22 protein-coding genes and 9 tRNA genes are annotated in these 23,203 nt (G+C 44.5%); 22 read left to right on the top strand and 9 right to left on the bottom strand.

The annotated features are described in order from the left end of the window. Nucleotides 1-1,065, top strand: coding sequence for a methyltransferase domain-containing protein (locus BGK61_RS08525; RefSeq protein ID WP_076012848.1), 1,065 nt, complete (start codon nt 1-3; stop codon nt 1,063-1,065). Then, nucleotides 1,062-1,832: a dethiobiotin synthase gene (gene bioD, locus BGK61_RS08530; protein ID WP_076012847.1), complete on the top strand. Its 771-nt coding sequence runs from the start codon at nt 1,062-1,064 to the stop codon at nt 1,830-1,832. The genes BGK61_RS08525 and bioD overlap by 4 nt, the downstream gene beginning before the upstream one ends. Here the strand turns inward: bioD and pepE are convergent. Continuing rightward, complete coding sequence (gene pepE / locus BGK61_RS08535) at nt 1,803-2,525, bottom strand: dipeptidase PepE (RefSeq protein ID WP_014997877.1); 723 nt, start codon at nt 2,523-2,525, stop codon at nt 1,803-1,805. The genes bioD and pepE overlap by 30 nt on opposite strands. A gap of 93 nt (nt 2,526-2,618) precedes the next feature. Between pepE and BGK61_RS08540 the strand changes: the two genes are divergently transcribed. The 8 genes from BGK61_RS08540 (at nt 2,619) to BGK61_RS08575 (ending at nt 10,501) form a co-directional block, all read left to right on the top strand. Beyond that, the gene (locus BGK61_RS08540; protein WP_014997878.1) at nt 2,619-3,095 is read left to right on the top strand and encodes a low molecular weight protein-tyrosine-phosphatase; all 477 of its coding nucleotides are present in this window, start codon (nt 2,619-2,621) and stop codon (nt 3,093-3,095) included. Between the two features lie 57 nt (nt 3,096-3,152). Further along, nucleotides 3,153-4,130, top strand: coding sequence for a FecCD family ABC transporter permease (locus BGK61_RS08545; RefSeq protein ID WP_044556768.1), 978 nt, complete (start codon nt 3,153-3,155; stop codon nt 4,128-4,130). Between the two features lie 16 nt (nt 4,131-4,146). After that, the gene (locus BGK61_RS08550; protein ID WP_014997880.1) at nt 4,147-5,082 is read left to right on the top strand and encodes an ABC transporter ATP-binding protein; all 936 of its coding nucleotides are present in this window, start codon (nt 4,147-4,149) and stop codon (nt 5,080-5,082) included. 179 nt (nt 5,083-5,261) lie between these two features. Next, complete coding sequence (locus tag BGK61_RS08555; RefSeq protein ID WP_014997881.1) at nt 5,262-6,605, top strand: class II 3-deoxy-7-phosphoheptulonate synthase; 1,344 nt, start codon at nt 5,262-5,264, stop codon at nt 6,603-6,605. Nucleotides 6,606-6,785: 180 nt separating this feature from the next. After that, a complete protein-coding gene (locus BGK61_RS08560) occupies nt 6,786-7,784 on the top strand; it encodes a sensor histidine kinase (RefSeq protein ID WP_014997882.1) in 999 nt (332 codons plus the stop codon). Nucleotides 7,785-7,788: 4 nt separating this feature from the next. Continuing rightward, nucleotides 7,789-8,484, top strand: coding sequence for a response regulator transcription factor (locus BGK61_RS08565; RefSeq protein ID WP_076012615.1), 696 nt, complete (start codon nt 7,789-7,791; stop codon nt 8,482-8,484). After that, on the top strand, nt 8,484-9,140 hold the full coding sequence (locus BGK61_RS08570; protein WP_014997884.1) for a potassium channel family protein: 657 nt from the start codon (nt 8,484-8,486) through the stop codon (nt 9,138-9,140). Before BGK61_RS08565 ends, BGK61_RS08570 begins: the two co-directional genes overlap by 1 nt. Further along, nucleotides 9,137-10,501, top strand: coding sequence for a TrkH family potassium uptake protein (locus tag BGK61_RS08575; RefSeq protein WP_014978808.1), 1,365 nt, complete (start codon nt 9,137-9,139; stop codon nt 10,499-10,501). Before BGK61_RS08570 ends, BGK61_RS08575 begins: the two co-directional genes overlap by 4 nt. On the opposite strand, the gene BGK61_RS08580 is transcribed toward BGK61_RS08575, so the two are convergent. From BGK61_RS08580 to BGK61_RS08590, 3 genes are all read right to left on the bottom strand, one after another. Continuing rightward, complete coding sequence (locus BGK61_RS08580; protein ID WP_014997885.1) at nt 10,498-10,821, bottom strand: hypothetical protein; 324 nt, start codon at nt 10,819-10,821, stop codon at nt 10,498-10,500. The genes BGK61_RS08575 and BGK61_RS08580 overlap by 4 nt on opposite strands. Before the next feature lie 65 nt (nt 10,822-10,886). Beyond that, the gene (locus tag BGK61_RS08585; protein WP_014948919.1) at nt 10,887-11,102 is read right to left on the bottom strand and encodes a DUF3820 family protein; all 216 of its coding nucleotides are present in this window, start codon (nt 11,100-11,102) and stop codon (nt 10,887-10,889) included. After that, nucleotides 11,103-12,923, bottom strand: a complete 1,821-nt coding sequence (locus BGK61_RS08590) for an ABCB family ABC transporter ATP-binding protein/permease (RefSeq protein ID WP_076012616.1) — start codon at nt 12,921-12,923, stop codon at nt 11,103-11,105. It abuts the gene before it with no gap. A 327-nt stretch (nt 12,924-13,250) separates the two neighbouring features. Between BGK61_RS08590 and moaA the strand changes: the two genes are divergently transcribed. Both moaA and BGK61_RS08600 read left to right on the top strand, forming a co-directional pair. Next, entirely contained in the window at nt 13,251-14,219 is a 969-nt protein-coding gene (moaA, locus tag BGK61_RS08595; RefSeq protein WP_076012617.1) for a GTP 3',8-cyclase MoaA, read from the top strand. Between the two features lie 128 nt (nt 14,220-14,347). Next, nucleotides 14,348-14,875, top strand: coding sequence for a GNAT family N-acetyltransferase (locus BGK61_RS08600; RefSeq protein ID WP_014997888.1), 528 nt, complete (start codon nt 14,348-14,350; stop codon nt 14,873-14,875). Nucleotides 14,876-14,915: 40 nt separating this feature from the next. Here the strand turns inward: BGK61_RS08600 and BGK61_RS08605 are convergent, their stop codons facing one another. The 5 genes from BGK61_RS08605 to BGK61_RS08625 form a co-directional block, all read right to left on the bottom strand. Next, nucleotides 14,916-16,538: a response regulator gene (locus BGK61_RS08605; RefSeq protein WP_014997889.1), complete on the bottom strand. Its 1,623-nt coding sequence runs from the start codon at nt 16,536-16,538 to the stop codon at nt 14,916-14,918. 242 nt (nt 16,539-16,780) lie between these two features. Then, nucleotides 16,781-16,856 (bottom strand) — tRNA-Val (locus BGK61_RS08610). 36 nt (nt 16,857-16,892) lie between these two features. Next, nucleotides 16,893-16,968 (bottom strand) — tRNA-Val (locus BGK61_RS08615). A gap of 37 nt (nt 16,969-17,005) precedes the next feature. Beyond that, nucleotides 17,006-17,081, bottom strand: a tRNA-Val gene (locus BGK61_RS08620). 37 nt (nt 17,082-17,118) lie between these two features. Then, nucleotides 17,119-17,194 (bottom strand) — tRNA-Val (locus tag BGK61_RS08625). A 616-nt stretch (nt 17,195-17,810) separates the two neighbouring features. On the opposite strand from BGK61_RS08625, the gene gltX reads away from it, so the two are divergent. The 10 genes from gltX (at nt 17,811) to dusC (ending at nt 23,203) form a co-directional block, all read left to right on the top strand. Next, a complete protein-coding gene (gltX, locus tag BGK61_RS08630; protein ID WP_014997890.1) occupies nt 17,811-19,220 on the top strand; it encodes a glutamate--tRNA ligase in 1,410 nt (469 codons plus the stop codon). A gap of 85 nt (nt 19,221-19,305) precedes the next feature. Next, nucleotides 19,306-19,381, top strand: a tRNA-Ala gene (locus BGK61_RS08635). Between the two features lie 92 nt (nt 19,382-19,473). Further along, nucleotides 19,474-19,549 (top strand) — tRNA-Glu (locus tag BGK61_RS08640). A gap of 157 nt (nt 19,550-19,706) precedes the next feature. Continuing rightward, nucleotides 19,707-19,782 (top strand) — tRNA-Glu (locus BGK61_RS08645). A gap of 150 nt (nt 19,783-19,932) precedes the next feature. Then, a tRNA-Glu gene (locus tag BGK61_RS08650) sits at nt 19,933-20,008 on the top strand. Between the two features lie 151 nt (nt 20,009-20,159). Then, nucleotides 20,160-20,235, top strand: a tRNA-Glu gene (locus tag BGK61_RS08655). A 410-nt stretch (nt 20,236-20,645) separates the two neighbouring features. Beyond that, on the top strand, nt 20,646-21,551 hold the full coding sequence (locus BGK61_RS08660) for a M14 family metallopeptidase (protein WP_076012447.1): 906 nt from the start codon (nt 20,646-20,648) through the stop codon (nt 21,549-21,551). 277 nt (nt 21,552-21,828) lie between these two features. Next, entirely contained in the window at nt 21,829-21,990 is a 162-nt protein-coding gene (locus BGK61_RS08670; RefSeq protein WP_014997893.1) for a DUF1289 domain-containing protein, read from the top strand. Between the two features lie 88 nt (nt 21,991-22,078). After that, on the top strand, nt 22,079-22,201 hold the full coding sequence (locus BGK61_RS19810; RefSeq protein WP_267889389.1) for a hypothetical protein: 123 nt from the start codon (nt 22,079-22,081) through the stop codon (nt 22,199-22,201). Nucleotides 22,202-22,264: 63 nt separating this feature from the next. After that, nucleotides 22,265-23,203, top strand: a complete 939-nt coding sequence (gene dusC / locus BGK61_RS08675) for a tRNA dihydrouridine(16) synthase DusC (protein WP_014997894.1) — start codon at nt 22,265-22,267, stop codon at nt 23,201-23,203.

Here is a 23,203-nt window from a genome sequence, read left to right on the forward strand (position 1 = left end):
ATGTCACTAAGTCCCGCTGTAAAAGCTGCTATGTCGGCAGAATCGAGAAGTCTCTTCGACGGTAAGCTGTCGCGTGACGCGGCGCAGGCGGCTTTTAAGGCAAACGGGGCTTTTTCGTCCGAGACATCTTTTGAATCCGAGAGTGCGACCTACGCTAAAGGGACTTTCACAGTTAATACTGCTTCCCCTTCAGATAGCTCCTTCAAAGCTGCGGCACATTTGAGTGCAGAGAAGAGCGCTAAGACTGAGGGCTATGTTACAGCTGAAGGCGCTGCAAAAGCTGAACGCAATGATACTGCTTCAGGAATTAACGAGCAGGACGTTGCACAACGTTTTTCAAAAGCGGCTGTGCAGTACAACAGTATTGCGGGTGTTCAGCGCATTATTGCCAAGCAGGCATTAGCGAACTTACCGATAGACCTACAGGGTACGGCTCTTGATATTGGCTGTGGTACTGGCATTCATACCCAAACGCTTGCAAATAAAGGTGCAGCTGCAACTGGCGTAGACATTGCCGAGGGCATGTTAGCGCAGGCCAGAAAAATGTACTCTGACCCCATTTTTATTCAGGGTAGTGCTGTTGATTTGCCTTTCTCTGATAGCCAATTTTCAACCGTTTTTTCATCTATGGCGCTTCAGTGGGTCAGTGATACTGGGCTTGTTGCCAATGAGATAGCGCGAGTGCTTAAAAACGGTGGTCTTGCCGAGCTGGCGATTATGGTGGCGGGGTCATTTAGTGAACTTAAAACGGCGCGCAAAGTGGCGCAGCTTCCACAGGCCGAAACCTATATGCCAACTACCGCACAGTGGGTAAATGGCTTTAAGCAGTCGGGTCTCTCTTTGCAACGGGTGATTACCAAAGATTATGTCGATTCTCACCACGATATTATGTCGCTATTGCGCTCTGTGAAAGGGGTGGGGGCAGGAGAGACCGGCCGAAAACAACCGCCGCTAACCCGTCGGGATATTAAAAAATTAGCCATGGCTTACAGCAATATGAGCGGTGTAAAAAGTAAGCTACCGCTTACCTACCGCGTAAGTCATTTTAGATTGGAAAAACGATGAAGCAGTATTTCATTACCGGTACCGACACCGAAGTAGGTAAAACCTATGTTACCTGCCAACTACTACAAGCTGCGCAAAAAGCCTCGTTAAGCGCCATCGGCTACAAGCCTATTGCAGCCGGGTGCGAACAGGTTGATGGTGAGTGGGTAAACGAAGATGCGCTAAATATTCAGAAAGCGTGCTCCAAAATACGCGCAGATAAAGCCATTAAAATAACAGACAATGACGAGCTAAAAAGCGCAAATGAAAACAACGAAGAAAGTGGACAGACACTTCCTTTGCATCAAATAAACCCAATTGCACTAAAGCCGGCTATTGCACCACATATTGCTGCCCTTGAAGAAGGTGTTGCATTAACGTTTGACGAGATTGCAAAAGGGCTTGACGAACTGCACGCCTATCAACCAGATCTTTTGTTAATGGAAGGTGCAGGTGGGTGGCGTTTACCGCTAACGGTAGGTGATGAGTATACGCCCACTTATTATCTTTCTGATGTCGTGAAAACACTCAAAATGGATGTGATTTTAGTTGTAGGCATGCGTTTGGGGTGCTTAAATCATGCGCTATTAACCGCAGAAGCAATTCGTGCAGATGGACTTACCATTAAAGGATGGGTTGCGAACGACATCACAGGTAACATGACGCGATACCAAGAAAATCTTCATTCTCTTAAAGCCATGTTACCCGAGCCGCTACTGGCAGAAATTCCCTACCATGTAGCGCCTAGCGATGAGGCGCTATTCGCCGCTATCAAGCAAATAAGTTAAATCATCACCTGAACTGATTGGCGTTTTTTCTTCACCTAGAAAGATAAAGCCGTCTTTTTCACCCACTAGGCTAAGTTGATTATTAGTAAGGCGCAGCGCTGTGCCTTCGCGAATAGCAACTACTGGTGTGGTTGGATTAAGCGTGGTGAACTCTGCCAGACGTTGGTCTCGGGTTTCGCCATTGTGGCCCGGCGGCTGATAATCGGTGTAGTGCGGGTTTAACTGAAACGGCACGATATCTAGCGCATCAAAACTCGGCGGCTCGATAATGGGCATGTCGTTAGTGGTTCTAATTGATTGACCACAAATATTCGAACCCGCACTCCAGCCAATATAAGGCGTACAATCGGCGATGGCGTGCTTTATTGGCACAATTAGCGCGTTTGCATAAAGGGTAGAAAGCAGGTGAAAGGTGTTTCCACCGCCTACAACAATGGCTTGGCCGTTTTTCTTCGCATTATTTACTGCGGCAACCGGATCTTCAACAGTATGTAGCCCAGTAACCTTGCACTCTGGCAGGGCGGTAGCAACGGCGTCCACGTAGCTATCGTACGTTTGAGTTACGGCGGCGTAAGGAACAAATAGAAGGTCGCGAATTTCCCCTAAGTGTGCAAAAATAAGCGCTCTAGCGTGCTCTAAGTAAGCCTCGTCGCCTTGGCGTGAGCTACTTAGCATAAGTACATGTGCGGTCATACTAACTCCACAATTTTTCTGACGGCGTATCATACGTGAAACTAGGCATAAAGTTTAGTCACGCTCCGTCACTGTTTTGAAATAGGATTTTGAATGAAACAATCTACATCGGTGTTGTTCGTGTGTTTGGGTAATATTTGTCGTTCTCCAACCGCAGAAGCCGTGTTCAAACACAAGGCTGCACAAGCCGGATTGAATATAGAAATCGACTCAGCGGGAACCCACGGCTATCACATTGGTAACCCGCCCGATAAGCGTTCGCAAGCCGCTGGCGTAGAGCGAGGTTACAGTTTCAAAGGGCTGAAATGCCGACGTGTTGATGAAAGCGATTTTGAACGATTTGACTTCATTCTTGCCATGGATAACAGCAATCTAGCTAGTTTACACGGTATGTCGCCAAGCCAGTACCACGATAAAATTAAGCTGTTTCTTGATTTTGCAAACGCAGAAGATAAGGAAGTACCTGACCCATACTATGGCGGCAAGCGCGGCTTTGAGCTGGTGTTAGATCTTATCGAAGAAGCGTCGGACGGTTTGATTGCGCACATTAAGCAAACCCAACAACAATAAACGCAAGTCATATTGATAAACCATTTCGAAAGCCCACGTTGAGAATCCATATTGACAATGACAGGAACTAAACGCACCGCCGTCACTTTGGTTGTAATAACAGTACTTTTGTCACTGGTCATAGGTGTGGTAGGTATTGTTAGCGTGACAGGGCTTTCCGATACGGCCGCTGATCTAAAACAGCATATTATCGTTCAGCTTCAAATACCGCTTATTCTTACTGCGTGTTTAGTAGGAGCGGCACTGTCTATAAGTGGCGCTACCTTGCAGGTGGTGCTGCGTAATCCCTTAGCAGACCCGGGAATTATTGGCATCACAAGTGGCGCAAGCTTGGTTGCTGCGCTTTTGCTACTGCTAACCCCACAATGGGCTACAGCTTATCTGCACTATTTATTGCCGTTGGGGTGTTTTGTCGGTGCGTTGTTATCTACATTTATCATCTACCGCTTAGCAAGAAAACTACTAGGCTCCTCTACGGCTGTTATTCTTGCAGGCATTGCCATATCTACTCTTAGCGGCGCCGTTATAGCGTGGCTCTACATGTTCAGTGACGCAAATGCCCTTCGCAATCTTACTTTCTGGTTAATGGGTAGTTTGTACCAAACTAACTGGTTAATTTTGTCGGTTGGTGGCCCGTTAATCGCTGTTGCTGTCGCATTTCAGCTTTATTTCGCTGGCGATTTAAACAAGCTCTATGCCGGTGAACTTGCAGCAAAAAGTAGTGGTGTGGATGTGGAGAAACTCACTGAGCGCGCACTCATTGTCTGCGCTATTGCTGTAGGTACTGCGGTGTCTATGGCAGGCTCTATTGCTTTTGTTGGCTTATTAGTACCGCATATCTTACGTTTGATCATCGGGCATAATAATCGCTATTTGTTGCCGTTAAGTGCATTAAGTGGTGCAAGCCTGTTGATGCTGGTTGCGTTAAGCTCCGAAATGACCCGTGCCATTACGCTTCCGGTGTCTATGGTAACGGCTACGTTAGGCGGTCCATTATTAATTTGGGCATTAGCTAAAGGTCAAATAAAAGGGTAGTGGAGGGGGATATGAAATGACGACAAAAAATTTTAGTACCCAGCAACGCCCTGATACTTGTAGCAATCAACAAAAAAATGTTGATGAGCAAGACTCCATCAACGCTAACCCAAGGCAAAATGTTAGTGGCAAAGATGACGATGCTGATAGCAATTGCTCAGCGAATAGCCATAACCTAGCAGATAATCATACCGTTTTAAGCTTACAGAATGTAAAAGTTGCATCAAGACTTTGGGTGGAAGGTCTACGTGCAAAAAAAGGCGAGTGCGTTCACATTATAGGGCCAAATGGAGCAGGGAAATCAACACTGTTGCTTACCCTTGCGGGCCTTATTGACGCTGAGAAGGGCACCGTCATGCTGCTAGGTAAACCAATGAACGATTGGTCGCTGGCAACACTTGCGAGTGTGCGCACCTTATTAGCGCAACAAAGCGAAAGTGGTTTTCACTTGACGGTAAAAGAGTACCTAAGCTTTTATGCAACAGCACAGCAAGATGAACTAATTCCTCCGGTTTTAGAGAAAGCCCTTGAAGTGTCGCGTTTCTTAAACAAAATTCTCACTCAGCTTTCTGGCGGTGAGCGTCAGCGAGTAGAAATTTGTCGTTCGCTTTTGCAAATTTGGCCGCAACTAGAGCGTGGAGAGGGTATAGCGTTTTTAGACGAGCCCCTACAAGGGCTTGATATAAGGCATCAATATGCACTGGCTAGTTTGGTAAAATTCCTTTGCGATAAAGGGAATACCCTACTTATGACGTCTCACGATATCGCGCTTAGTGCCAACTATTGCGATAGTTTATGGCTTATGCAAAAAGGTCGCATGGTGGCGTTCGGCAAGCCACAAGAGGTGGCCACGCAAACAAACTTAGAAAGTGTGTTTGAATGCCATTTTGCTATAAGCAAGCACGATAACTTTCTAGAAATTCAAGTTTGCGCACCTATTTCCCTAGAATAAATGTGGTAAAGTGCCTCCAGCATTTTTTTAGATTCACATTTTCACATTAGGCTGATTATAAAAAAGCGCTACGGATCCATCTTAAAGCGCGTTACAGTCTTTTTTATTCGAAGCGTAGAGCTTCAATATTTTTTTTCAGTAAAACGTTTGCCCTACGTTTTTTATTCAGGAGAACACCGTTGAGTAATTGGCAAGTTGACAGTTGGAGAAGTAAACCTATTCTTCAGCAACCAGAGTACGACGACAAAGTACGTTTAAAAGAAGTAGAGCAAACATTGAGTTCTTATCCGCCACTGGTATTCGCTGCTGAAGCCCGTGAACTTAGACGTCAGTTAGGTGAAGTGAGCTTGGGTAAAGGCTTTCTTTTGCAAGGTGGTGACTGCGCGGAGTCGTTTGATGAATTTAACGCACCTAAAATTCGCGATACCTTTAAAGTTATTCTTCAAATGGCAATTGTGCTTACCTTTGCTGGTCGTTGCCCGGTAACCAAGGTTGCCCGTATGGCAGGCCAGTACGCCAAGCCGCGTTCATCAGATTTCGAAACTCGCGACGGCGTCACCTTGCCAAGCTATCGCGGCGATATCATCAATAACTTTGAATTCACCGAAGCGGCGCGCCGACCAGACCCTGATCGTTTGTTGGAAGCCTACCATCGCAGTGCGTCAACGTTGAATCTACTTCGCGCGTTCGCACAAGGCGGTTTGGCCGACCTTCACGAAGTCAACCGCTGGAACATGGCGTTTGTTGAAAATAACCCGCTTAAAGAGCGTTATTCGGATATGGCTAACCGTATTCAAGACACCCTTGAGTTTATGGATGTTATTGGCATTAATGCACAAACCAGTTCTACACTGCATGAGACTTCGCTGTTTACGTCGCATGAAGCATTGCTGTTGAACTACGAGCAGGCGCTAACGCGTATCGATACCCTTACCGGTAAGCCTTACGACTGTTCTGCACATATGGTGTGGATTGGCGAGCGTACGCGTCAACTAGACCACGCACACGTTGAGTTTTTCCGTGGCATTCACAACCCAATTGGTGTGAAAGTAGGGCCAAGTATGCAGGAAGACGAGCTTATTCGTTTAATTGATGCGCTTAACCCGCTAAACGACCCAGGACGCTTGACCCTGATTACGCGCATGGGTGCCGATAATTTAGCCGACAATCTGCCCCGCTTGTTACGTAAAGTGAAAGCTGAAGGTAGACACGTAGTGTGGAGCTCTGACCCGATGCACGGCAACACGTTCTCGGCATCTAGCGGTTACAAAACCCGTAATTTCGATGCGATTTTGAAAGAAATTAAACAGTTCTTCCAAGCTCATGAAGCGGAAGGTACTCACGCTGGTGGTATTCACCTTGAAATGACAGGTCAGCACGTAACTGAGTGTACGGGTGGTGCTTATAAAATTAGCGATGAAGATTTAGCGCAGGCCTACAAAACGCAATGTGACCCGCGTTTAAATGCAGACCAAGTGCTTGAAATGGCATTCTTGGTGGCTGATCATCTGCGTAATGCGTAATGCGTAATGCGTAATGCGTAATGCGTAATGCGTAATGTGTAATGCTCATAGCATCCATTATCGCATTGGCAATTTAGAAAAACGGCATCAGTGAGATGCCGTTTTTTTTACCTAAATTTTACGCGTATATTTGAGGTTAGGTTGATATGCTCATTGTGTTGAAGTAAACACGATTGACCTATGACCCAATTTAAACACGGTTTCTATACGCTTTTTATTATGGCTGCGGCTATTTTAGGGTGTTTAGCACTTAGCAACTGGTTACTGCCGCTTGGCGGTATTCTGCTCATTCTACAGCTTGCGTGTGCCATTGTGGCGTTAACGACCTCAAGGTTTTACGGCTTGCTTGCAGGGGTAGCCGGAGCACTGAGCTTTAATTATTTTTTCACCGAGCCTTTGCACTCATTTCAAATTGCAGAAGTTGAAGACAGCATAAATTTTGTCGTTTTCATCATTGTAGCCATCCTCATTAGCGAGCTTGCTGTCTACGTCAATTCTCAACAACATGCACTACAGGTTGTTAAAACACAATCTAGTGTCCTGCGATCTGTGTCACACGATTTGCGTACGCCGCTCTCTACCATTATCGGTTCTGTTGAAACCTATATGACATATCAAGACAAGCTTGATGACATTGAGAGACAGGCACTGTTAAAAGGGGTTCACGATGAAGGTAAACGCCTTTATGTTTACGTTGAGAACCTGCTTCAAGCCACACGAATTGAGCATAACGCGTTAGCGCTAAATTTAACCCATGTAAACCTGACTGCCTTTTTAGCTAACCTTGAAAGTCGTATTAACAGTGGTCGACTAAAAGTGAGCAACAACAGTGACAGTCACGGTATAACCGTGTCTGAATCACTGTTTGAACAAGCTTTATTTAACGTAATTGATAATGCCCTTAAATTCAGCGATGACAGTGTATTGCTGGTGGTTAGCCACTCTGATGGAGAGTTTAAGTTTCAAATAGCCGATAAAGGCGAAGGGATCAGCGATGAACAGCTTCAAGCGCCAATACAGCTTTTTCAAACCAGTCGTCGCAGCGATAGCGGAAAAGGCGGCATTGGCTTAGGGCTAAGCGTAGCAGCAGGCATAGTTCACGCCCATGGTGGTGCTATCAAGCTGTCGAATACCACACCAGGCCTTCTCGTCAGTATTACAATTCCAAGAAGGGGTTAGCGCAATGAGCCACACCATTCTACTTGTTGAAGATGATGCGAATATTCGTCAGATGCTGAGCATTGCGCTAGGTGTAGAAGGCTACCTTTGTGTTGAAGCTGCTTCGGTTCGAGAAGCCTTCTCATTGTTTAATCAGCATCGTCCTGACCTTGTCATACTCGATTTAGGGTTACCTGATGGTGAGGGGAGTGAAGTACTTAAACGCATTAGAGAATCCAGTCGCCTGCCAGTGCTCGTATTGTCTGCAAGAGATCAGGAGTTAGACAAGGTCGACCTGTTGTCCCGGGGTGCCAATGACTATGTTAGCAAGCCTTTTGGGATCAGAGAGCTTGTCACCCGAGTGAAAGTACTGCTTAGAGACTTCAATCCTGTGGTTGAGCCCACAACGCCCACACGACAGATTGGCAAGATAGCATTGGATATTACCGAGCGACGGCTGCTCGTTGAAGGCGAAGTTATCGCGCTGGCCCCAAAAGAAGTTCAGCTTCTTGACGAGCTTACAAAACAGCCTGGGGCGTTTATTAGTCAGCAGGAATTGTTAAGAAGAATATGGGGTCTACATCACAGTGAAGACACCCACTACATCCGCGTTCTTGTAAGACAGCTTAGAAAGAAGATAGATCCGTTCGAGAAAGATTTAATAGAGACAATGCCTAAACAAGGCTACCGAATAGCGGTTGATAAACCGGAGGCTAATTAATGTCGCACTTTAGTGTAATTGGGCTTGGCAAGTTTGGCTTAACGGCCAGTTTAGAGTTAATTCATATGGGACACACCGTTACAGGAATTGACCAAAGTGAAAAGCTGGTTGAACAGTATGCAGGTGAGTTTACGCAGTGCGTTGTGTGTGACGCCAGTGATGAGCGTGCGCTCAAGGAATTAAACTTGTGTCAGAGTGAAGCCGTGCTTGTTGCTATTGGCGAGGATATGCAAGCTAGCTTACTGTGTACGTTGGCATTAAATAACTTGGGCGTAGCCAATATTTGGGTGAAAGCTAATAGCTCTGCTCACCACGCTATTTTATCCAAGCTGGGTGTATCGAAAATTATCCACCCTGAAGAAGAGATGGGAGCAAGGGTGGCGCAAGCGCTTAACTACCCAATGGTGAATGACTACTTGGGTATAGGACACGGCGTTTATATCGTTGATGTCATTTTGTCTGATCACTTTTCTTCACAGCGCTTAAAAGACGTGCTGTCCGTCGGTAAGGGGCAGGTCTCTTGTTTGTTAGTTAAGCGAGGTCACCAGCTACATCATAATCCATCGTTAGACTTTGAAGTTACTTCGAAAGATACCGTTATTCTCTGCGGCCATAGAGAGAACCTTGTTAAAATAGCGCCCAGGCTAGCACAATGAACAGATGGGATCCTGGCTATAGACCTATAGAGCGCTCGCCTAAAGGTATCAATAAAATTCAGGTAGGGCCGCCTCTTATTCTCTCCCTAAGCTTTGTGGCGGTGATTTTCTTAGGCACCGTAATCCTAAAATTACCAATGATGACTCATGAGCCCATCTCGTGGATCCAAAGCCTATTTACTTCCACATCGGCGGTGACAGTAACGGGTCTTGTGGTAGTCGATACCGGATCTGTTTTTACAACTGCTGGACAAGCGGTGATTGCGGTTTTAATTCAGCTGGGGGGCTTAGGGTTGATGACGTTTGCCATCGTCACGCTCATTGCCTTAGGAAGTAAAATCAGTTTCTTGCAGCAATCGGCAGTGAAGGAGGCGTTTAATCAAACAGATTTATCAACGCTTGTGTCTACAGCAAAGTCGGTACTGATTTTTGCTTTCTTCGTTGAGTTAGTGGGTTTTTGTATTCTGTCGGCCTACTGGATGCAGGAAAAAGGAGTAAGTGAAGCGTTATTTCACGCGTTTTTTTACACCATCTCTGCGTTCAACAACGCAGGATTTGCACTTAGTGGGGATAGTCTTTCCGCCTATGTGGGAGACCCGGTTATCAACATCACTATTTCTGCATTATTTATTATTGGTGGTCTCGGGTTTTCCGTTTGGATAGAGCTTCATAAAAAGCGCAGATGGCAACGTATCTCTGTGTATGCCAAGACAATGATATTGGGTACGCTAATTGTCAATGTAACCGCCTTTTTGCTTATCTTTGTTATTGAAAGTGATAATCCTGCAACCTTGGCGAACCTCGATACTCAAAGCGCATTATGGGCATCTTGGTTTCAAGCCGTTACTCCAAGAACAGCCGGCTTTAATACGCTGGATATAGCATCGTTAGAAGATCCAACAACAGCATTAATGTTGTTGCTAATGTTTATCGGCGGGGGCTCAATGAGTACCGCAAGCGGTATAAAACTGATGACTTTCATCGTTTTGATCATTGCCGCATACAACTATATTCAGCGGGGAGCTGCGCCACGACTTTTTGGTAGAACAATTTCAAATGACACTATCAGCAAAGCGCTAGCGCTTACGATGATTTCCATAGGTATTACGTGGATAGCTATTTTTCTTTTATTAATGTCAGAAAAAGCTGACTTTTTGGATATCGTTTTCGAAGCGGTTTCTGCTCTTGGGACCGTGGGTCTTTCCAGAGGGTTAACTGGCGAGCTGTCAAACAGTGGTGAGTGGATCATTATCTTACTGATGTACGCGGGTAGATTAGGGCCTTTAACATTGGCTTATTTTATTGCCAGCCCTCGAATAAGCCGCATTAAATACCCAGAAGCTAAGCTAGCAATTGGTTAACCTGCAAAAATGGCGGCACGTTCATCTTCACTTAAAATACCGACGAAGATGGTTTCTCTTCTTAAGTTGGCTGTACGCTCATCGTCAGCCAAAAGAAGCGCCTTAAATACGTCTGGTTGATGGCGAGCCTCAATTATTCCTTTCCAAAGAAGGTAGCTTCCATAGCGCATCATTTTTTTGTGATAACGGGTTTCTAATGTTTTTTCGACTTCTTCGAATAGTTCTGGTTGCAACATCAGTTTGTCGGCAATGGCATTGTGTATTTTTTTGATACGTTCGTTTACGTCACTTCGACGTTGCTTTTTGGGTCTTGCTAACATAAATCATCGTGTGGTTAGAGTTTACTCATTTTGCCATTAGGGGACGCCGAGTCCCCGTGTGATTGCTAGTCGTCATTTAATAGCGGTTCTACAACAGACTCTAAACCGTTTAGCTTAATTTCATACATTAAAGCGAGCTGTTCACCAAGCTTGTTTTCTGGAAAGCCTTGCTTGTGAAACCAGACCAAATAGGGTTCAGGTAAATGAAATAGGCGTCTTCCAGCGTATTTGCCAAAGGGCATCACTTGGTTAATAGCGGCTTTAATAAGCGTTGGGTCCATTTACTGATTACCTTTTGACTTGGAATTTTCGATGAGGTCTTCATCTTCACGCTGCTGTGCTTGCCATAGTGCTGCGTATTCACCACCTTGCTCAAGCAAATAAGTGTGTGTCCCTTCCTCTACAATGGTACCGTTTTTAAGTACAAGGATCTTGTCGGCATCAACAATAGTGGACAGTCTATGGGCGATGACTAAGCTGGTGTGTCCCTTAGCTGCGTCGCGAAGGGCCGCTAATATCGCACGTTCTGACGTGCTGTCTAACGAGCTGGTGGCTTCATCAAAAATCATGATTGGCGCGCCTTTAAGTAAGGCCCTTGCGATAGATACGCGCTGCTTTTCGCCACCAGAAAGTTTTAGACCACGCTCGCCCACAGTAGTTTCTAGCTTATCAGGCAGGCTTTCTACAAATGTTTCTAAATGGGCGAGCTTAATAACGTGTTTAATCTCGTCCTCGCTCGCATCAGGATTACCGTAGCGAATGTTCTCCAACAAGGTAGTGTTAAACAGAACAGTATCTTGGGGCACGATACCTATGTGTGAACGCAGACTCTGTTGGGTGACCGACGCGATGTCTTTTCCATTTATCGTGATGTCGCCCTGTTGGGGCTCGTAAAAACGAAAAAGCAGCTTCATCAGCGTCGATTTTCCCGCGCCGCTTTCCCCCACCACCGCGACCTTTGCCCCGGGGGGCACCTCAAAGCTCAAGCCGTTAAGTATTTGTCGATTCTCGGTATACGCAAAATGTACATTGCTAAATCGCAGTGCGGGGTTGGCGCAAGTTAATTCTGTGGCATCATCTGCATCTTTTATTGCTGGCGTTTGTGCGAGAAGGTCGAACAATTTATCGATATTGGCAAGGCTTCCTCTAATTTCTCGATAAACAAACCCTAAGAAGTTTAACGGCATAAAAATTTGCATGGTGAAGGCGTTGATCAATACAAAGTCGCCTATGGTCATTTCGCCATTTATTACACCAAAGGCAGCATTAGCCATCATCGAGGTCATGGCAATTGCGATTATGGCAGCTTGGCCGCCATTGAGTGCAAACAGCGACAACCGGTTCTTCCTTCGAGCCTTTTCCCATGTTGCTAAATCGGTGTCGTAACGATGTGCTTCAAACGATTCGTTGTTAAAGTATTTAACGGTTTCAAAATTTAGCAGGCTGTCTACCGCCCGGGAGTTGGTGGTGGAGTCAGCTTCATTCATCTGTGTAACAAAGCGAGTGCGCCAATCCGTTGCTTTCATCGAAAATCCGATATAAGCCACCACGCTAAGCACAATAATTAACGCGAAAGATACGCCAAATTGAAACAAGAGTAAGCCAACAACAAGGGCAATCTCTAATAGGGTAGGGACAATATTGAACACCATAAATCGCATGAGAAAACTAACGCCGTTGGTACCGCGCTCTATATCCCGAGATAAACCGCCTGTACGTCGATTTAAATGAAAGCCTAAGTCTAGGTTGTGCAAATGCTTGAAGACTTTTAATCCTAATCGACGCATGGCGCGTTCTGTGACACGACCAAATAGCGTATCGCGCACTTCACCGAGCAACACGTTTAGCAGGCGCAGCGCTCCATACGCGACTATTAAACTTATCGGCACCGCTAAAGCGAGGGTGGTTAAGTCGCCGTTTAAACTGTCAACGGTGTACTTTAATACATAGGGCAGGCCGATACTGGCAAGCTTCGCTGCCACCAAACATACAAGAGCAAGAAAAACGCGATGTTTAAATTCCAGAAGATAAGGCCAGAGCTGCGAGAGAACGTGCCATTTAACAGGTTCATCGACATTTGAAGGAAAACGGTTTTTTCTCATTTTATTGTGTGCTTTATTGTTAAATATTCAGTATCAAGAGCTCAATACTATTGATGACTAGCGATAACGTTAACTCTTTGGTTAAGGTTGAGCTAGCCTGTTCGTGTGGGATGATTTTCGCCTTTTGAAGTACGTTTTGAAATAGGTGAGAGATTAAAATGGTCTTATTTATAGCGATGTATATGTTTAATTATACTAAAGTGGGGCGTACACTAGGTGCCAGTGTAATTTAGTTACCTTGTGATATGAGCGTTGGCAGGGCATACACTTCAGTTTGAGAACACGGCAGATAATTTGAAAAAAGTTGTAAGGTTTTAAGGAGTTAGTTTGTTAGAAGATAGTTTCGGTAGACAGTTTCACTATTTGCGTTTGTCAGTGACCGAAGCGTGCAATTTTCGCTGCCAGTACTGCTTACCTGATGGGTATGAAGGTCCATCAAGTGACCAATTTATGACGCTGAGTGAAATCGATACTCTACTAAAAGCGTTTGCCAAACTCGGTACTTCAAAAGTGCGTCTTACAGGCGGCGAACCCACGCTGCGAAGAGATTTTCTTGAGATATTACAGTTAACTAGTAATACACCAGGTATCCAACGTATTGCTATGACCACACACGGCGCGCGAATGGAGAAGTATGCTCATCAGTGGAAAGATGCAGGCCTGCATCAAGTTAATGTCAGCATCGATAGTTTAGATCCCCGCCAATTTGCAGCAATTACAGGTCAAGATAAATTAAAAGCGGTGCTGCGAGGGTTGGACGCGGCATTAGATGCTGGCCTTGACGTGAAAGTTAATTCTGTTTTGCTCAACGACTTTTCTGATAGCCGTTTACACCGTTTCCTTGCGTGGCTTAAAGACATGCCAGTAACGCTCCGATTTATAGAATTAATGGAGACAGGGGACTTAAACCAGTTTTTTAACAAGCAACATCAAAGCGGTACACCCCTAAAAAGTACGTTGTTAGAAATGGGCTGGCAGCCTTTATTGCGCAGAAAAGATGCTGGGCCTGCGCAAGAGTTTTACCATCCCGATTACGCTGGAAGGATAGGTTTGATAATGCCTTACAGCAAAGATTTTTGTAAAACCTGTAATCGACTTCGTGTTTCTGCTCCGGGAAAGCTACACCTTTGTTTGTTCAGCGATAATGGCATCGACATGAGACACTTGCTTGCGAACGGAAATGTGGATGATGTAGTGGCATTTCTTCAAGAGGTGCTTGGCCAAAAACATGAAACTCATTATTTACACGAAGGAAAAACAGGGGCAACTAAGCATCTAGCGATGTTGGGAGGCTAGTGAAGTAACTCACACATTTAGGGAAAATGTGAGCAAATAAAAAACACCGAATAAGTTTGGTTTGTTGTAAAATTGAGCTATATTCAGCGGTGTAAGTATATTGAAAATAATAACGATAAAGGAAGTATATGCATATCAAGGACAGTGCGCGTCTTTCCTACCATTATGTCACGGAACAAGACGCAGATTTTCTATGGGAGCTCGACCAAGACGAGCTTGTCATGAAATATATCAATGGTGGCAAGAAGTCTTCAAAAGAAGATATTCGTGAAATCTTTGTTCCTCGTTTTCAAGCCTATTCAAATCCTGCCTTAGGGTGGGGGCTGTGGCGTGTTGAAACGTTAGCCGAAAAAGAAAGTATTGGGTGGATTTTAGTTCGTCCCTTTGGTTTTTTTACCCAACATCCCGAAAGCGACAACATGGAGCTAGGATGGAGGTTCAAGCGCCATGCATGGGGTAAAGGTTATGCAACTGAAGCGGCGGAAGCTGTGAAAGAGGCCCTGTATGACATCGGTGTCGAAAAATTTTCTGCCATAGCTAATCCGCAAAACAGTGCGTCTATTAATATTATGAAAAAGCTGGGAATGACGTTTAGTCACGAGCTTGAGTACAAAGACAAACTCTACCATGAGACCGTGGTGGTCTATTCTAACTAAGAGCCTTTAGTAAATGAAAACGAGGGGCTGATTATATCAGTCACTCGCTCTTTAAGATGTTTTTTACATTCTCGTAGCGTGAATACTGATCTTCAGACAAGGTCGCAGATTCAAGCGTTTCTCTGCATTTTTTGATGGCCGTTAGGGTATCAGGAAGTATAGGTGCATTCGCCTTTCTGGCCCTAACTATGGCTTGAAGGTAGTTAAGCGCAATAGAAGGGTTTTTTGGCATAACGCGAAATGCTTGAGAAAAAGTCGCATAAGACTGTTCTAAATTACCTCGCTTATATTGCGCGACTGCGGTGTTATTAAGCGTTTTAGGGCTTAATGTAATAGCTTCTTTTTCCTCTTTCTCCTGCTTTAGATACGTTGCCATTAGGTTCAATTCATCGGGGTCTTCATCTTGCCTAGATGAAATTGCGTCTAAAATTGCAAGAGACTCTTTTTTCATTCCTACTTCATGAAGGGCTTTGGCTCGGTCAAGCAGCGCTTCTGTGGAGTGGTGTTGGGCATGATCTGTGTGAAAATCTGACAACAGCATTTGTGCTTTTACTGTATCGTCTTTCAAATAGTGGAGGCGCGCGTCGATCACCGCCAGCTCATCGTTCAACACAGCCTTAGGATGAGCTTTTTTCAACTGGCGTAAATATTCATTAGTTTGTTTAACAATGTTGTTTACGTGTTCGGGCTCAGACGTCATAGCAAAGTCAACGCCTGCTCTTGCAGCAGTTAAATAAATATCAGGCTTGTCGTGGATGGAGTCTTTCGCGTAGCGTACCACTTTTTTAGCGCTGTTGAACTGGCTCTCATAGTCATGTGTAATTCGAGCTAAATTTATTGCTAGCTTGTGTCTAGCAATATTTTGAGGGGAGATATTGCACGCCAATGATGTACATTCTAACGCGTCGTCAAAAGAAGACTGCTTAATTTGAAGTTTAGCAAGCAAGTCGTAAGCCTCAAGTGCCGAATCGGGTCGCATTGCTAGTTGGATAATCTCTCGTTCTGCGTCATCCAGTTCGTTGAGTGCAAGCAAGCTTCTTGCAATCCCCATTTTTGCCCAGCTAAAATCTTGAACATTTATTATCGATTCAAAGAAGGCAACGGCTTCTTGATATCTTTCAGTGATAATAAATAAATCACCTTTAATTTTCATCGCCAAAGGAAAGTGCTCGGCTTGTTCAGGCTGTAATAAAAAGAACTCAACCTCGGCTAGGGCTTTTTCATAGTCCTTTTTATCCATGAATGAATAAATATTTTTTAGTGCTTTTTTCCTGGATAAAACTCTGGAAAGTCGTCTATCTAACTCGTTCACTGAAAAGGGCTTGGCGATAAATTCATCCGGCTGTAATTCGATAATGGCGTGGACGACTTCCGCTGAGGTATCTGCACTGGTGAAAATGAATGCACTGGTAAGTGGTAGAGAGTGAGTTTCGTTTAGTTGCTCGAGCAAAAAATAACCGCCTTGCTCGGAGCGTAAATTATAAGAGCAAATAATGGCGTCGTAATCATGTTCCTGAAGTGCTGAAAGGGCATGAGAGGGTCTATCAACATAGTCCATGTTCTTGAAACCTAATTGCTCAAGTGCATAGTGCATATGGCTCTTTGCCAGCACCTGATCTTCAGCAATTAACAACTTAGTATTTCTAGCTAAGTGTAGTTTCATTAATTTTAAGCCTCTGAAACATGAGAATTCTCTCTTTTCTTACCATATCACGGTAAGTGCTCCTTAAGTATAGTTCTTTATGGAGACTATCGCACAATGACGGCTTTTCGTAGCTGAATTTAAGTACTAGTTTATGAGAATGATTAGTGGCTTTGGCGTAGTAATTACCAAATGCTTTAACAAGACAACGATTTAAACAAAGTTGGATTGTTGTGTTTCTGGAGATTGATATAGTGGGGAAGTGGTGGACGCTACTGGGCTTGAACCAGTGACCCTCGCCTTGTAAGGGCGATGCTCTCCCAACTGAGCTAAGCGTCCGTATTTTTGTTTCACTGTTTACCCACTGTGAGGAAGTGGTGGACGCTACTGGGCTTGAACCAGTGACCCTCGCCTTGTAAGGGCGATGCTCTCCCAACTGAGCTAAGCGTCCATATTTTTTGTTTCACTGTTTAACCACGGTGAGGAAGTGGTGGACGCTACTGGGCTTGAACCAGTGACCCTCGCCTTGTAAGGGCGATGCTCTCCCAACTGAGCTAAGCGTCCGTATTTTAAGTTTCACTGTTTAACCACGGTGAAGAAGTGGTGGACGCTACTGGGCTTGAACCAGTGACCCTCGCCTTGTAAGGGCGATGCTCTCCCAACTGAGCTAAGCGTCCATATTTCTTTAAAGCTTGCCTAAGCAAGTGGGGCGGTATTATAGAGTCGGTTCCGTTAGTGTCAACAATAAAATTAAAGAAAAATGACTGTGTGCCCGAATTTTAGACACTCTGGCTGCATCTTAACTAAATTGATGAAAAGAACAGCGTTTTTTAATGTCGTTTTGAATTCTTTTATATCCAAAAACTGCACGGTGCGTTTCTTCGAACTGGTTGGAAGTGGACAGACACTTGCTTCTTCCTCAGATTTTAGTGGACAGACACTTATTCAGCTCGACCAAAATAAGAGAACGCGGTAGTGCGATGTTTTAAAGGACAGACACTTAAACCTACCTAATTGAGTGCTTTTATTAAAGAGACTGCTCTTTTTGGACAGCCACTTTCTTATTGAGGAAAGTGTTTACCCTACAGTTACTCGAAAAGTTGATTATAGATTTATCTAAGTGTGTGTCCATTGCAGCAAGAATGGATATAAAAGGAATAAGCTTGAAGATAAGTGACTGTCCACTTTCTTCTCCTCTTTTACATTGTTCTATTCTTAACTTACTTTTGAAGTCGCGCTTACACTGGTAGAATGCGCCCAACTTTAGAAATACATTAACAATAGAGAGTGACCATGTCGGTTGTTACACGATTTGCACCCAGCCCAACAGGCTATCTTCACGTTGGCGGCGCACGAACTGCGCTTTATTCTTGGCTTCTTGCCAAAAGCAAAGGCGGCGAGTTTGTACTGCGCATTGAAGATACTGATATTGAACGTTCAACTGAAGAAGCCAAGCAGGCCATTTTAGACGGAATGCAATGGTTAGGTTTAACGTGGGACACGGGTCCTATTTATCAAACTGAGCGTTTCGATAGATATAAAGAACTTATCCAGCAGCTTTTGGATGAAGGTAAAGCGTATAAATGCTTCATGAGCTCTGAAGAATTAGACTCAATTCGTGAAGCGCAAAAAGAACGTGGTGAGAAGCCTCGTTACCCAGGTACGTGGAGAGACAGAACGGATCACCCTGAAGGTCAGCCTTTTGTTATTCGCTTCAAAAACCCTCTGGAAGGTAAAGTGGTTATTAATGATCACGTGCGCGGAAAAATTGAGATTAGCAATACTGAGCTTGACGATCTTATCATTCAGCGTTCTGACGGTACCCCTACATATAACTTCTGTGTAGTTGTTGATGATTGGGATATGGGTATTACTCATGTAGTTCGCGGCGAAGACCATATTAATAACACGCCACGCCAAATCAACATCCTTGAAGCGCTTGGCGCACCTATCCCAGAGTATGCTCATGTTTCTATGATTTTGGGTGATGACGGCAAAAAGTTATCAAAGCGCCATGGTGCAGTAAGTGTAATGCAATATCGCGATGACGGTTTCTTACCGCAAGCTGTGCTTAATTACCTTGTAAGGTTGGGGTGGTCTCACGGTGACCAAGAAATTTTCTCAGTTGATGAAATGATTGAGAAATTTAGCCTAGATGCTATAGGCCAGTCTGCTTCTGCATTTAACACAGAAAAGCTAATCTGGTTGAATCAACACTACATCAAGACATTGCCAGCAAGTGAAGTAGCTTCGCATGCTAAATGGCATTTTGAAGAGTTGAATGTTGACCTAACGACAGGTCCAGCGCTTGAATCTATTATTGCTATTCAGGCAGATAGAGTAAAAACGCTGAAAGAGTTAGCAGAGATTTCTACATACTTTTATCAAGACTATGAAGATTTTGATGCGAACGCGGCGAAAAAACATCTTCGTCCAGTTGCTAAAGGTCCACTAGAGCTAGTTAAAGATAAATTAATGGCTATAGAAGAGTGGAACCCAGAAAATATCCAAGCTGCTATTAATAATACGGCTGAGGAATTAGAAGTGGGCATGGGTAAAGTAGGTATGCCGCTACGTGTAGCTGTTACTGGTGGCGGTAATTCTCCGTCTTTAGATATCACATTGAATCTGCTCTCAAAAGAGAAAATTGGCGAGAGAATCGACAAAGCGCTTACTTTTATAGCAAACAGAGAAAATTCGTAAAAAAAGCGTTGACATGACAGGGGGGGATGCCTAGAATGCGCCCCGCTGTCACGGAACAGTCACACGAAATGACTGGTACCATGATGGGGCCATAGCTCAGCTGGGAGAGCGCCTGCATGGCATGCAGGAGGTCGGCGGTTCGATCCCGCCTGGCTCCACCAAGTCACATTGAGTTGTGGTTTGATATAGGCTGAAGTTGTTAACGCAGCTTCGGACTGAAACTTCGAGAGTTTAGTCTCGAAGAAAGAATTCAGTCCCCTTCGTCTAGAGGCCTAGGACACCGCCCTTTCACGGCGGTAACAGGGGTTCGAATCCCCTAGGGGACGCCATATTATCGCGTCACAGTCGATTAAAACTGTGAAATAGGCTGGAGTTGTTATTTCAACTTCTGACTGAAAGTTTCGGTAGGGAAAGGTCGCTCAGTTCGCTGGTCCACTTCACCTTACTGAAAATCTCGAAAGCAAAGCTTTCGAAAGAAAATTTTCAGTCCCCTTCGTCTAGAGGCCTAGGACACCGCCCTTTCACGGCGGTAACAGGGGTTCGAATCCCCTAGGGGACGCCATATTATCGCGTCACAGTCGATTAAAACTGTGAAATAGGCTGGAGTTGATTATTCAACTTCTGACTGAAAGTTTCGGTAAGGATAAGCTCGGTTAACCTGTCTTATACTCACAGAAATATAGTGAAGTAGATCTTCTCTAGAAAATTTTCAGTCCCCTTCGTCTAGAGGCCTAGGACACCGCCCTTTCACGGCGGTAACAGGGGTTCGAATCCCCTAGGGGACGCCATATTATCGCGTCACAGTCGATTATAACTGTGAAATAGGCTGGAGTTGATTATTCAACTTCTGACTGAAAGTTTCGGTAAGGATAAGCTCGGTTAACGTTGTCTTATACTCACAGAAATTTAGTGAAGTACATCTTCACTAGAAGATTTTCAGTCCCCTTCGTCTAGAGGCCTAGGACACCGCCCTTTCACGGCGGTAACAGGGGTTCGAATCCCCTAGGGGACGCCATATCGAAAAAACCAGCCATCCGGCTGGTTTTTTTTATATGCCCTTAAAACTTAGTGGACAGACACTCCGTTCATTAACGCCCCAAGCAATCCGTTGTGGACACACACTTCCCTTAATTGAACCTTTAAGCAAATAAAGTTAAAGCTGCCCTAATAAAGGCTACAGTGAAGCTACAGCGGACAGACACTCTTCTTTCTTTAACTAATCACTAACGCATCGAGAATTACTCCAATCCTTTTGGTCGGAATTAGCTATTTTTTTCAAAGGGAGGTCAACACTAGCGAGCAAACACTATTTCAAAGATTTGGCGCGTAAAGAACTTATGTCACAACCATTAAGGAATCTTTAGTGGGGTAGATACGTAAGCTTGTTGAACTGTTATGATCTCTAAAATACAAAAGAGGTGTTATATGCAGAATTATCCAATTGGAACTCCAGGTAAGCCATGGGGCGAAGAAGAAAAAGCCCAATGGAAAGCACGGCAGAATGTGAAAAGAAGTTATCAAGAAGAAGTCCTCAAAAAACTCTTTAAAATTATTCCTGAAGGTTTTGATTTAAAGCAGTACGGCGCACTTCCTTATGACACTGCTCGCTACCCACTATATGCTGTAATTCCCAAGAGTTTTGATGCTAATAAGCCGTCTGCACTTGTTACAGGTGGAGTTCACGGCTATGAAACCAGTGGCGTGCAGGGAGCTCTCCAGTTTATAGAAACAAAACTGAGTCAGTACGCTAAGCAACTAAACATAGTTGTTGTTCCATGTGTAAGTCCTTGGGGGTATGAGACGATAAATCGATGGAACCCGTTCGCGTTAGACCCAAATCGCTCATTTTACAAAGACTCGCCAGCTCCTGAGTCTGCTCAGCTTATGAAATTGGTGTCGGATTTAGCGTTACCTCTAACACTCCATATTGATTTACATGAAACGACGGATACGGACAACAGTGAATTTAGGCCAGCGCTAGCTGCGCGGGATGGCGTTACTCATGACAATTGGAACATTCCTGATGGTTTCTATACGGTTGCTAATACACCCAGTCCACAAATAGAGTTTCAAAAAGCCGTTATTGAAGCGGTTAAGAAAGTAACGCATATCGCACCAGCCGATGAAAACGGAAAGATTATAGGTGCAGATGTGGTGAGTGAAGGAGTAATTTGCTACGACAAAAAAGCGTTGTATCTTTGCGGAGGTATGACAGATGCGAAGTACGTTACAACCACAGAAGTTTATCCAGATAGCGATAATGCGACACCCGAAAACTGTAATGACGCTCAGGTAGCGGCGATTTGCGCTGCTCTCGATTATATAAAATAGACGCTTGAACGTTTAGACGTCTAGATGTATATTTGAGCCTCTTTTCAAGGAGGCTCTCTGTGTTTATTTATTCTGCAGTTATTTACGACGGTAAAAAACAAAATTTAGTGAGATATGAATGCAGGACAGACACTGAGTTTTCCTCATATCTAGAGTCACGGTTTGGTTGCCACGTCTGCTTGTGGTCCAACAAAGAATTATCAGAAAATACAATGGCGGCAATTGCTGCGTCACGAGCACAGAGTAAAAAAGACGGTTTAGATAAAACAGAAGTATTATGAACTTGATTTCCCCATGTGTAGCTTTGTGCAAATTAAGCGAAGACGACATTTGCATTGGGTGTAAACGTACGATTGAAGAAATCATCAATTGGCGGACATACACCGATAATCAAAAAAAGGCGGTACTCGCTCGCCTTGAAAGTGCGGAAAAAATATAGCTAAACAGTCATCGCCTTGCGAATAGGCTAATAGCAAGATCTAGTCGCCTGAAAAGCACTGTCCACGAGGCAATGCACAAAGCGATGAATGGACAGACACTCATATTCCATAACGCCAAGTTTATTTATTAGTGATGCAGAGCCGCTTAAAAACATGCCTGAAAACGGACAGTCACAGAAGTTGAAAAACTACGTATTGAAATCTGGCTGATATAAGCGCTTTTTGCTAAACTCCCGCGCCGATTTTATGTTCTATTAAACTGAGATGTTTGCAATGAAAGTAATGCTTGCCCCTATGGAGGGCGTTGTTGATCACTTAATGAGAGATATGCTTACTCGCGTGGGTGGTTTTGATCAGTGCGTTACTGAATTTGTGAGAGTGGTCGATCAAAAGTTACCAAAGAAAACGTTTTATAGACTTTGTCCCGAGCTTCACAATGGCGGCAAAACTCCGTCAGGCGTGCCTGTTCGAGTTCAATTATTAGGGCAACACCCACAGTGGCTTGCAGAGAATGCACAGACAGCGATAGAGCTGGGCTCTCCAGGTGTTGACCTAAACTTTGGTTGTCCTGCAAAAACTGTTAATAAGAGTAAGGGCGGGGCGGTGTTGTTGAAAGAGACCCAAACCCTTTACGACATTGTGAAAGCTGTAAGGGACGCTGTTCCAGCAGAAATCCCGGTTTCAGCCAAAATAAGATTGGGCTTCGAGGATAAATCTTTAGCTATCGATAACGCAATTGCAATCACGGAAGCAGGCGCCTCTGAGCTCGTTGTTCATGCGCGGACCAAAACGGAGGGGTATAAACCACCGGCTTATTGGGACTGGATAGCGAAGATTAAACAACACACCGATATTCCAATCGTAGCTAATGGCGAAATTTGGAATGCTGAAGACGCTAAGCGTTGTCAAAGCCAATCAGAGTGCACCAACTTAATGATCGGAAGAGGTGCATTGGCAATGCCTAATTTGGCGCTGAGTATTAAAGAGGGCAAAGCACCTATGCCATGGTCTGAACTGGCTGCGTTGCTAATTCAGTACTCTGGCTATGAAATTTTTGGTGACAAGGGCAAATATTACCCCAATCGAATTAAGCAATGGTGCGGCTATCTGAAAAGACAATACCCTGAAGCAGAAGTTCTGTTCAACGACATAAGGCGCCTTACAAAATCTCAGGACATTGTTGATGTACTTGCACGCCAAGCCGATATTTAG

The sequence above is a fragment of the Alteromonas abrolhosensis genome (assembly GCF_001953635.1).
Taxonomy (GTDB): Bacteria; Pseudomonadota; Gammaproteobacteria; order Enterobacterales; family Alteromonadaceae; genus Alteromonas; species Alteromonas abrolhosensis.

Excerpts from the sequence above, each read along its gene's own strand:
- BGK61_RS19810 (WP_267889389.1), top strand. The coding sequence starts at position 22,079 with ATGGACAGACACTCATATTCCATAACGCCAAGTTTATTTATTAGTGAT.
- BGK61_RS08660 (WP_076012447.1), top strand. The coding sequence starts at position 20,646 with ATGCAGAATTATCCAATTGGAACTCCAGGTAAGCCATGGGGCGAAGAA.
- BGK61_RS08590 (WP_076012616.1), bottom strand. The coding sequence starts at position 12,923 with ATGAGAAAAAACCGTTTTCCTTCAAATGTCGATGAACCTGTTAAATGG.
- BGK61_RS08550 (WP_014997880.1), top strand. The coding sequence starts at position 4,147 with ATGACGACAAAAAATTTTAGTACCCAGCAACGCCCTGATACTTGTAGC.
- dusC (WP_014997894.1), top strand. The coding sequence starts at position 22,265 with ATGAAAGTAATGCTTGCCCCTATGGAGGGCGTTGTTGATCACTTAATG.
- pepE (WP_014997877.1), bottom strand. The coding sequence starts at position 2,525 with ATGACCGCACATGTACTTATGCTAAGTAGCTCACGCCAAGGCGACGAG.
- BGK61_RS08560 (WP_014997882.1), top strand. The coding sequence starts at position 6,786 with ATGACCCAATTTAAACACGGTTTCTATACGCTTTTTATTATGGCTGCG.
- BGK61_RS08545 (WP_044556768.1), top strand. The coding sequence starts at position 3,153 with ATGACAGGAACTAAACGCACCGCCGTCACTTTGGTTGTAATAACAGTA.
- BGK61_RS08605 (WP_014997889.1), bottom strand. The coding sequence starts at position 16,538 with ATGAAACTACACTTAGCTAGAAATACTAAGTTGTTAATTGCTGAAGAT.
- BGK61_RS08580 (WP_014997885.1), bottom strand. The coding sequence starts at position 10,821 with ATGTTAGCAAGACCCAAAAAGCAACGTCGAAGTGACGTAAACGAACGT.
- gltX (WP_014997890.1), top strand. The coding sequence starts at position 17,811 with ATGTCGGTTGTTACACGATTTGCACCCAGCCCAACAGGCTATCTTCAC.
- BGK61_RS08585 (WP_014948919.1), bottom strand. The coding sequence starts at position 11,102 with ATGGACCCAACGCTTATTAAAGCCGCTATTAACCAAGTGATGCCCTTT.
- BGK61_RS08670 (WP_014997893.1), top strand. The coding sequence starts at position 21,829 with ATGAACTTGATTTCCCCATGTGTAGCTTTGTGCAAATTAAGCGAAGAC.
- bioD (WP_076012847.1), top strand. The coding sequence starts at position 1,062 with ATGAAGCAGTATTTCATTACCGGTACCGACACCGAAGTAGGTAAAACC.
- BGK61_RS08570 (WP_014997884.1), top strand. The coding sequence starts at position 8,484 with ATGTCGCACTTTAGTGTAATTGGGCTTGGCAAGTTTGGCTTAACGGCC.
- BGK61_RS08540 (WP_014997878.1), top strand. The coding sequence starts at position 2,619 with ATGAAACAATCTACATCGGTGTTGTTCGTGTGTTTGGGTAATATTTGT.
- BGK61_RS08575 (WP_014978808.1), top strand. The coding sequence starts at position 9,137 with ATGAACAGATGGGATCCTGGCTATAGACCTATAGAGCGCTCGCCTAAA.
- BGK61_RS08525 (WP_076012848.1), top strand. The coding sequence starts at position 1 with ATGTCACTAAGTCCCGCTGTAAAAGCTGCTATGTCGGCAGAATCGAGA.
- BGK61_RS08565 (WP_076012615.1), top strand. The coding sequence starts at position 7,789 with ATGAGCCACACCATTCTACTTGTTGAAGATGATGCGAATATTCGTCAG.
- BGK61_RS08600 (WP_014997888.1), top strand. The coding sequence starts at position 14,348 with ATGCATATCAAGGACAGTGCGCGTCTTTCCTACCATTATGTCACGGAA.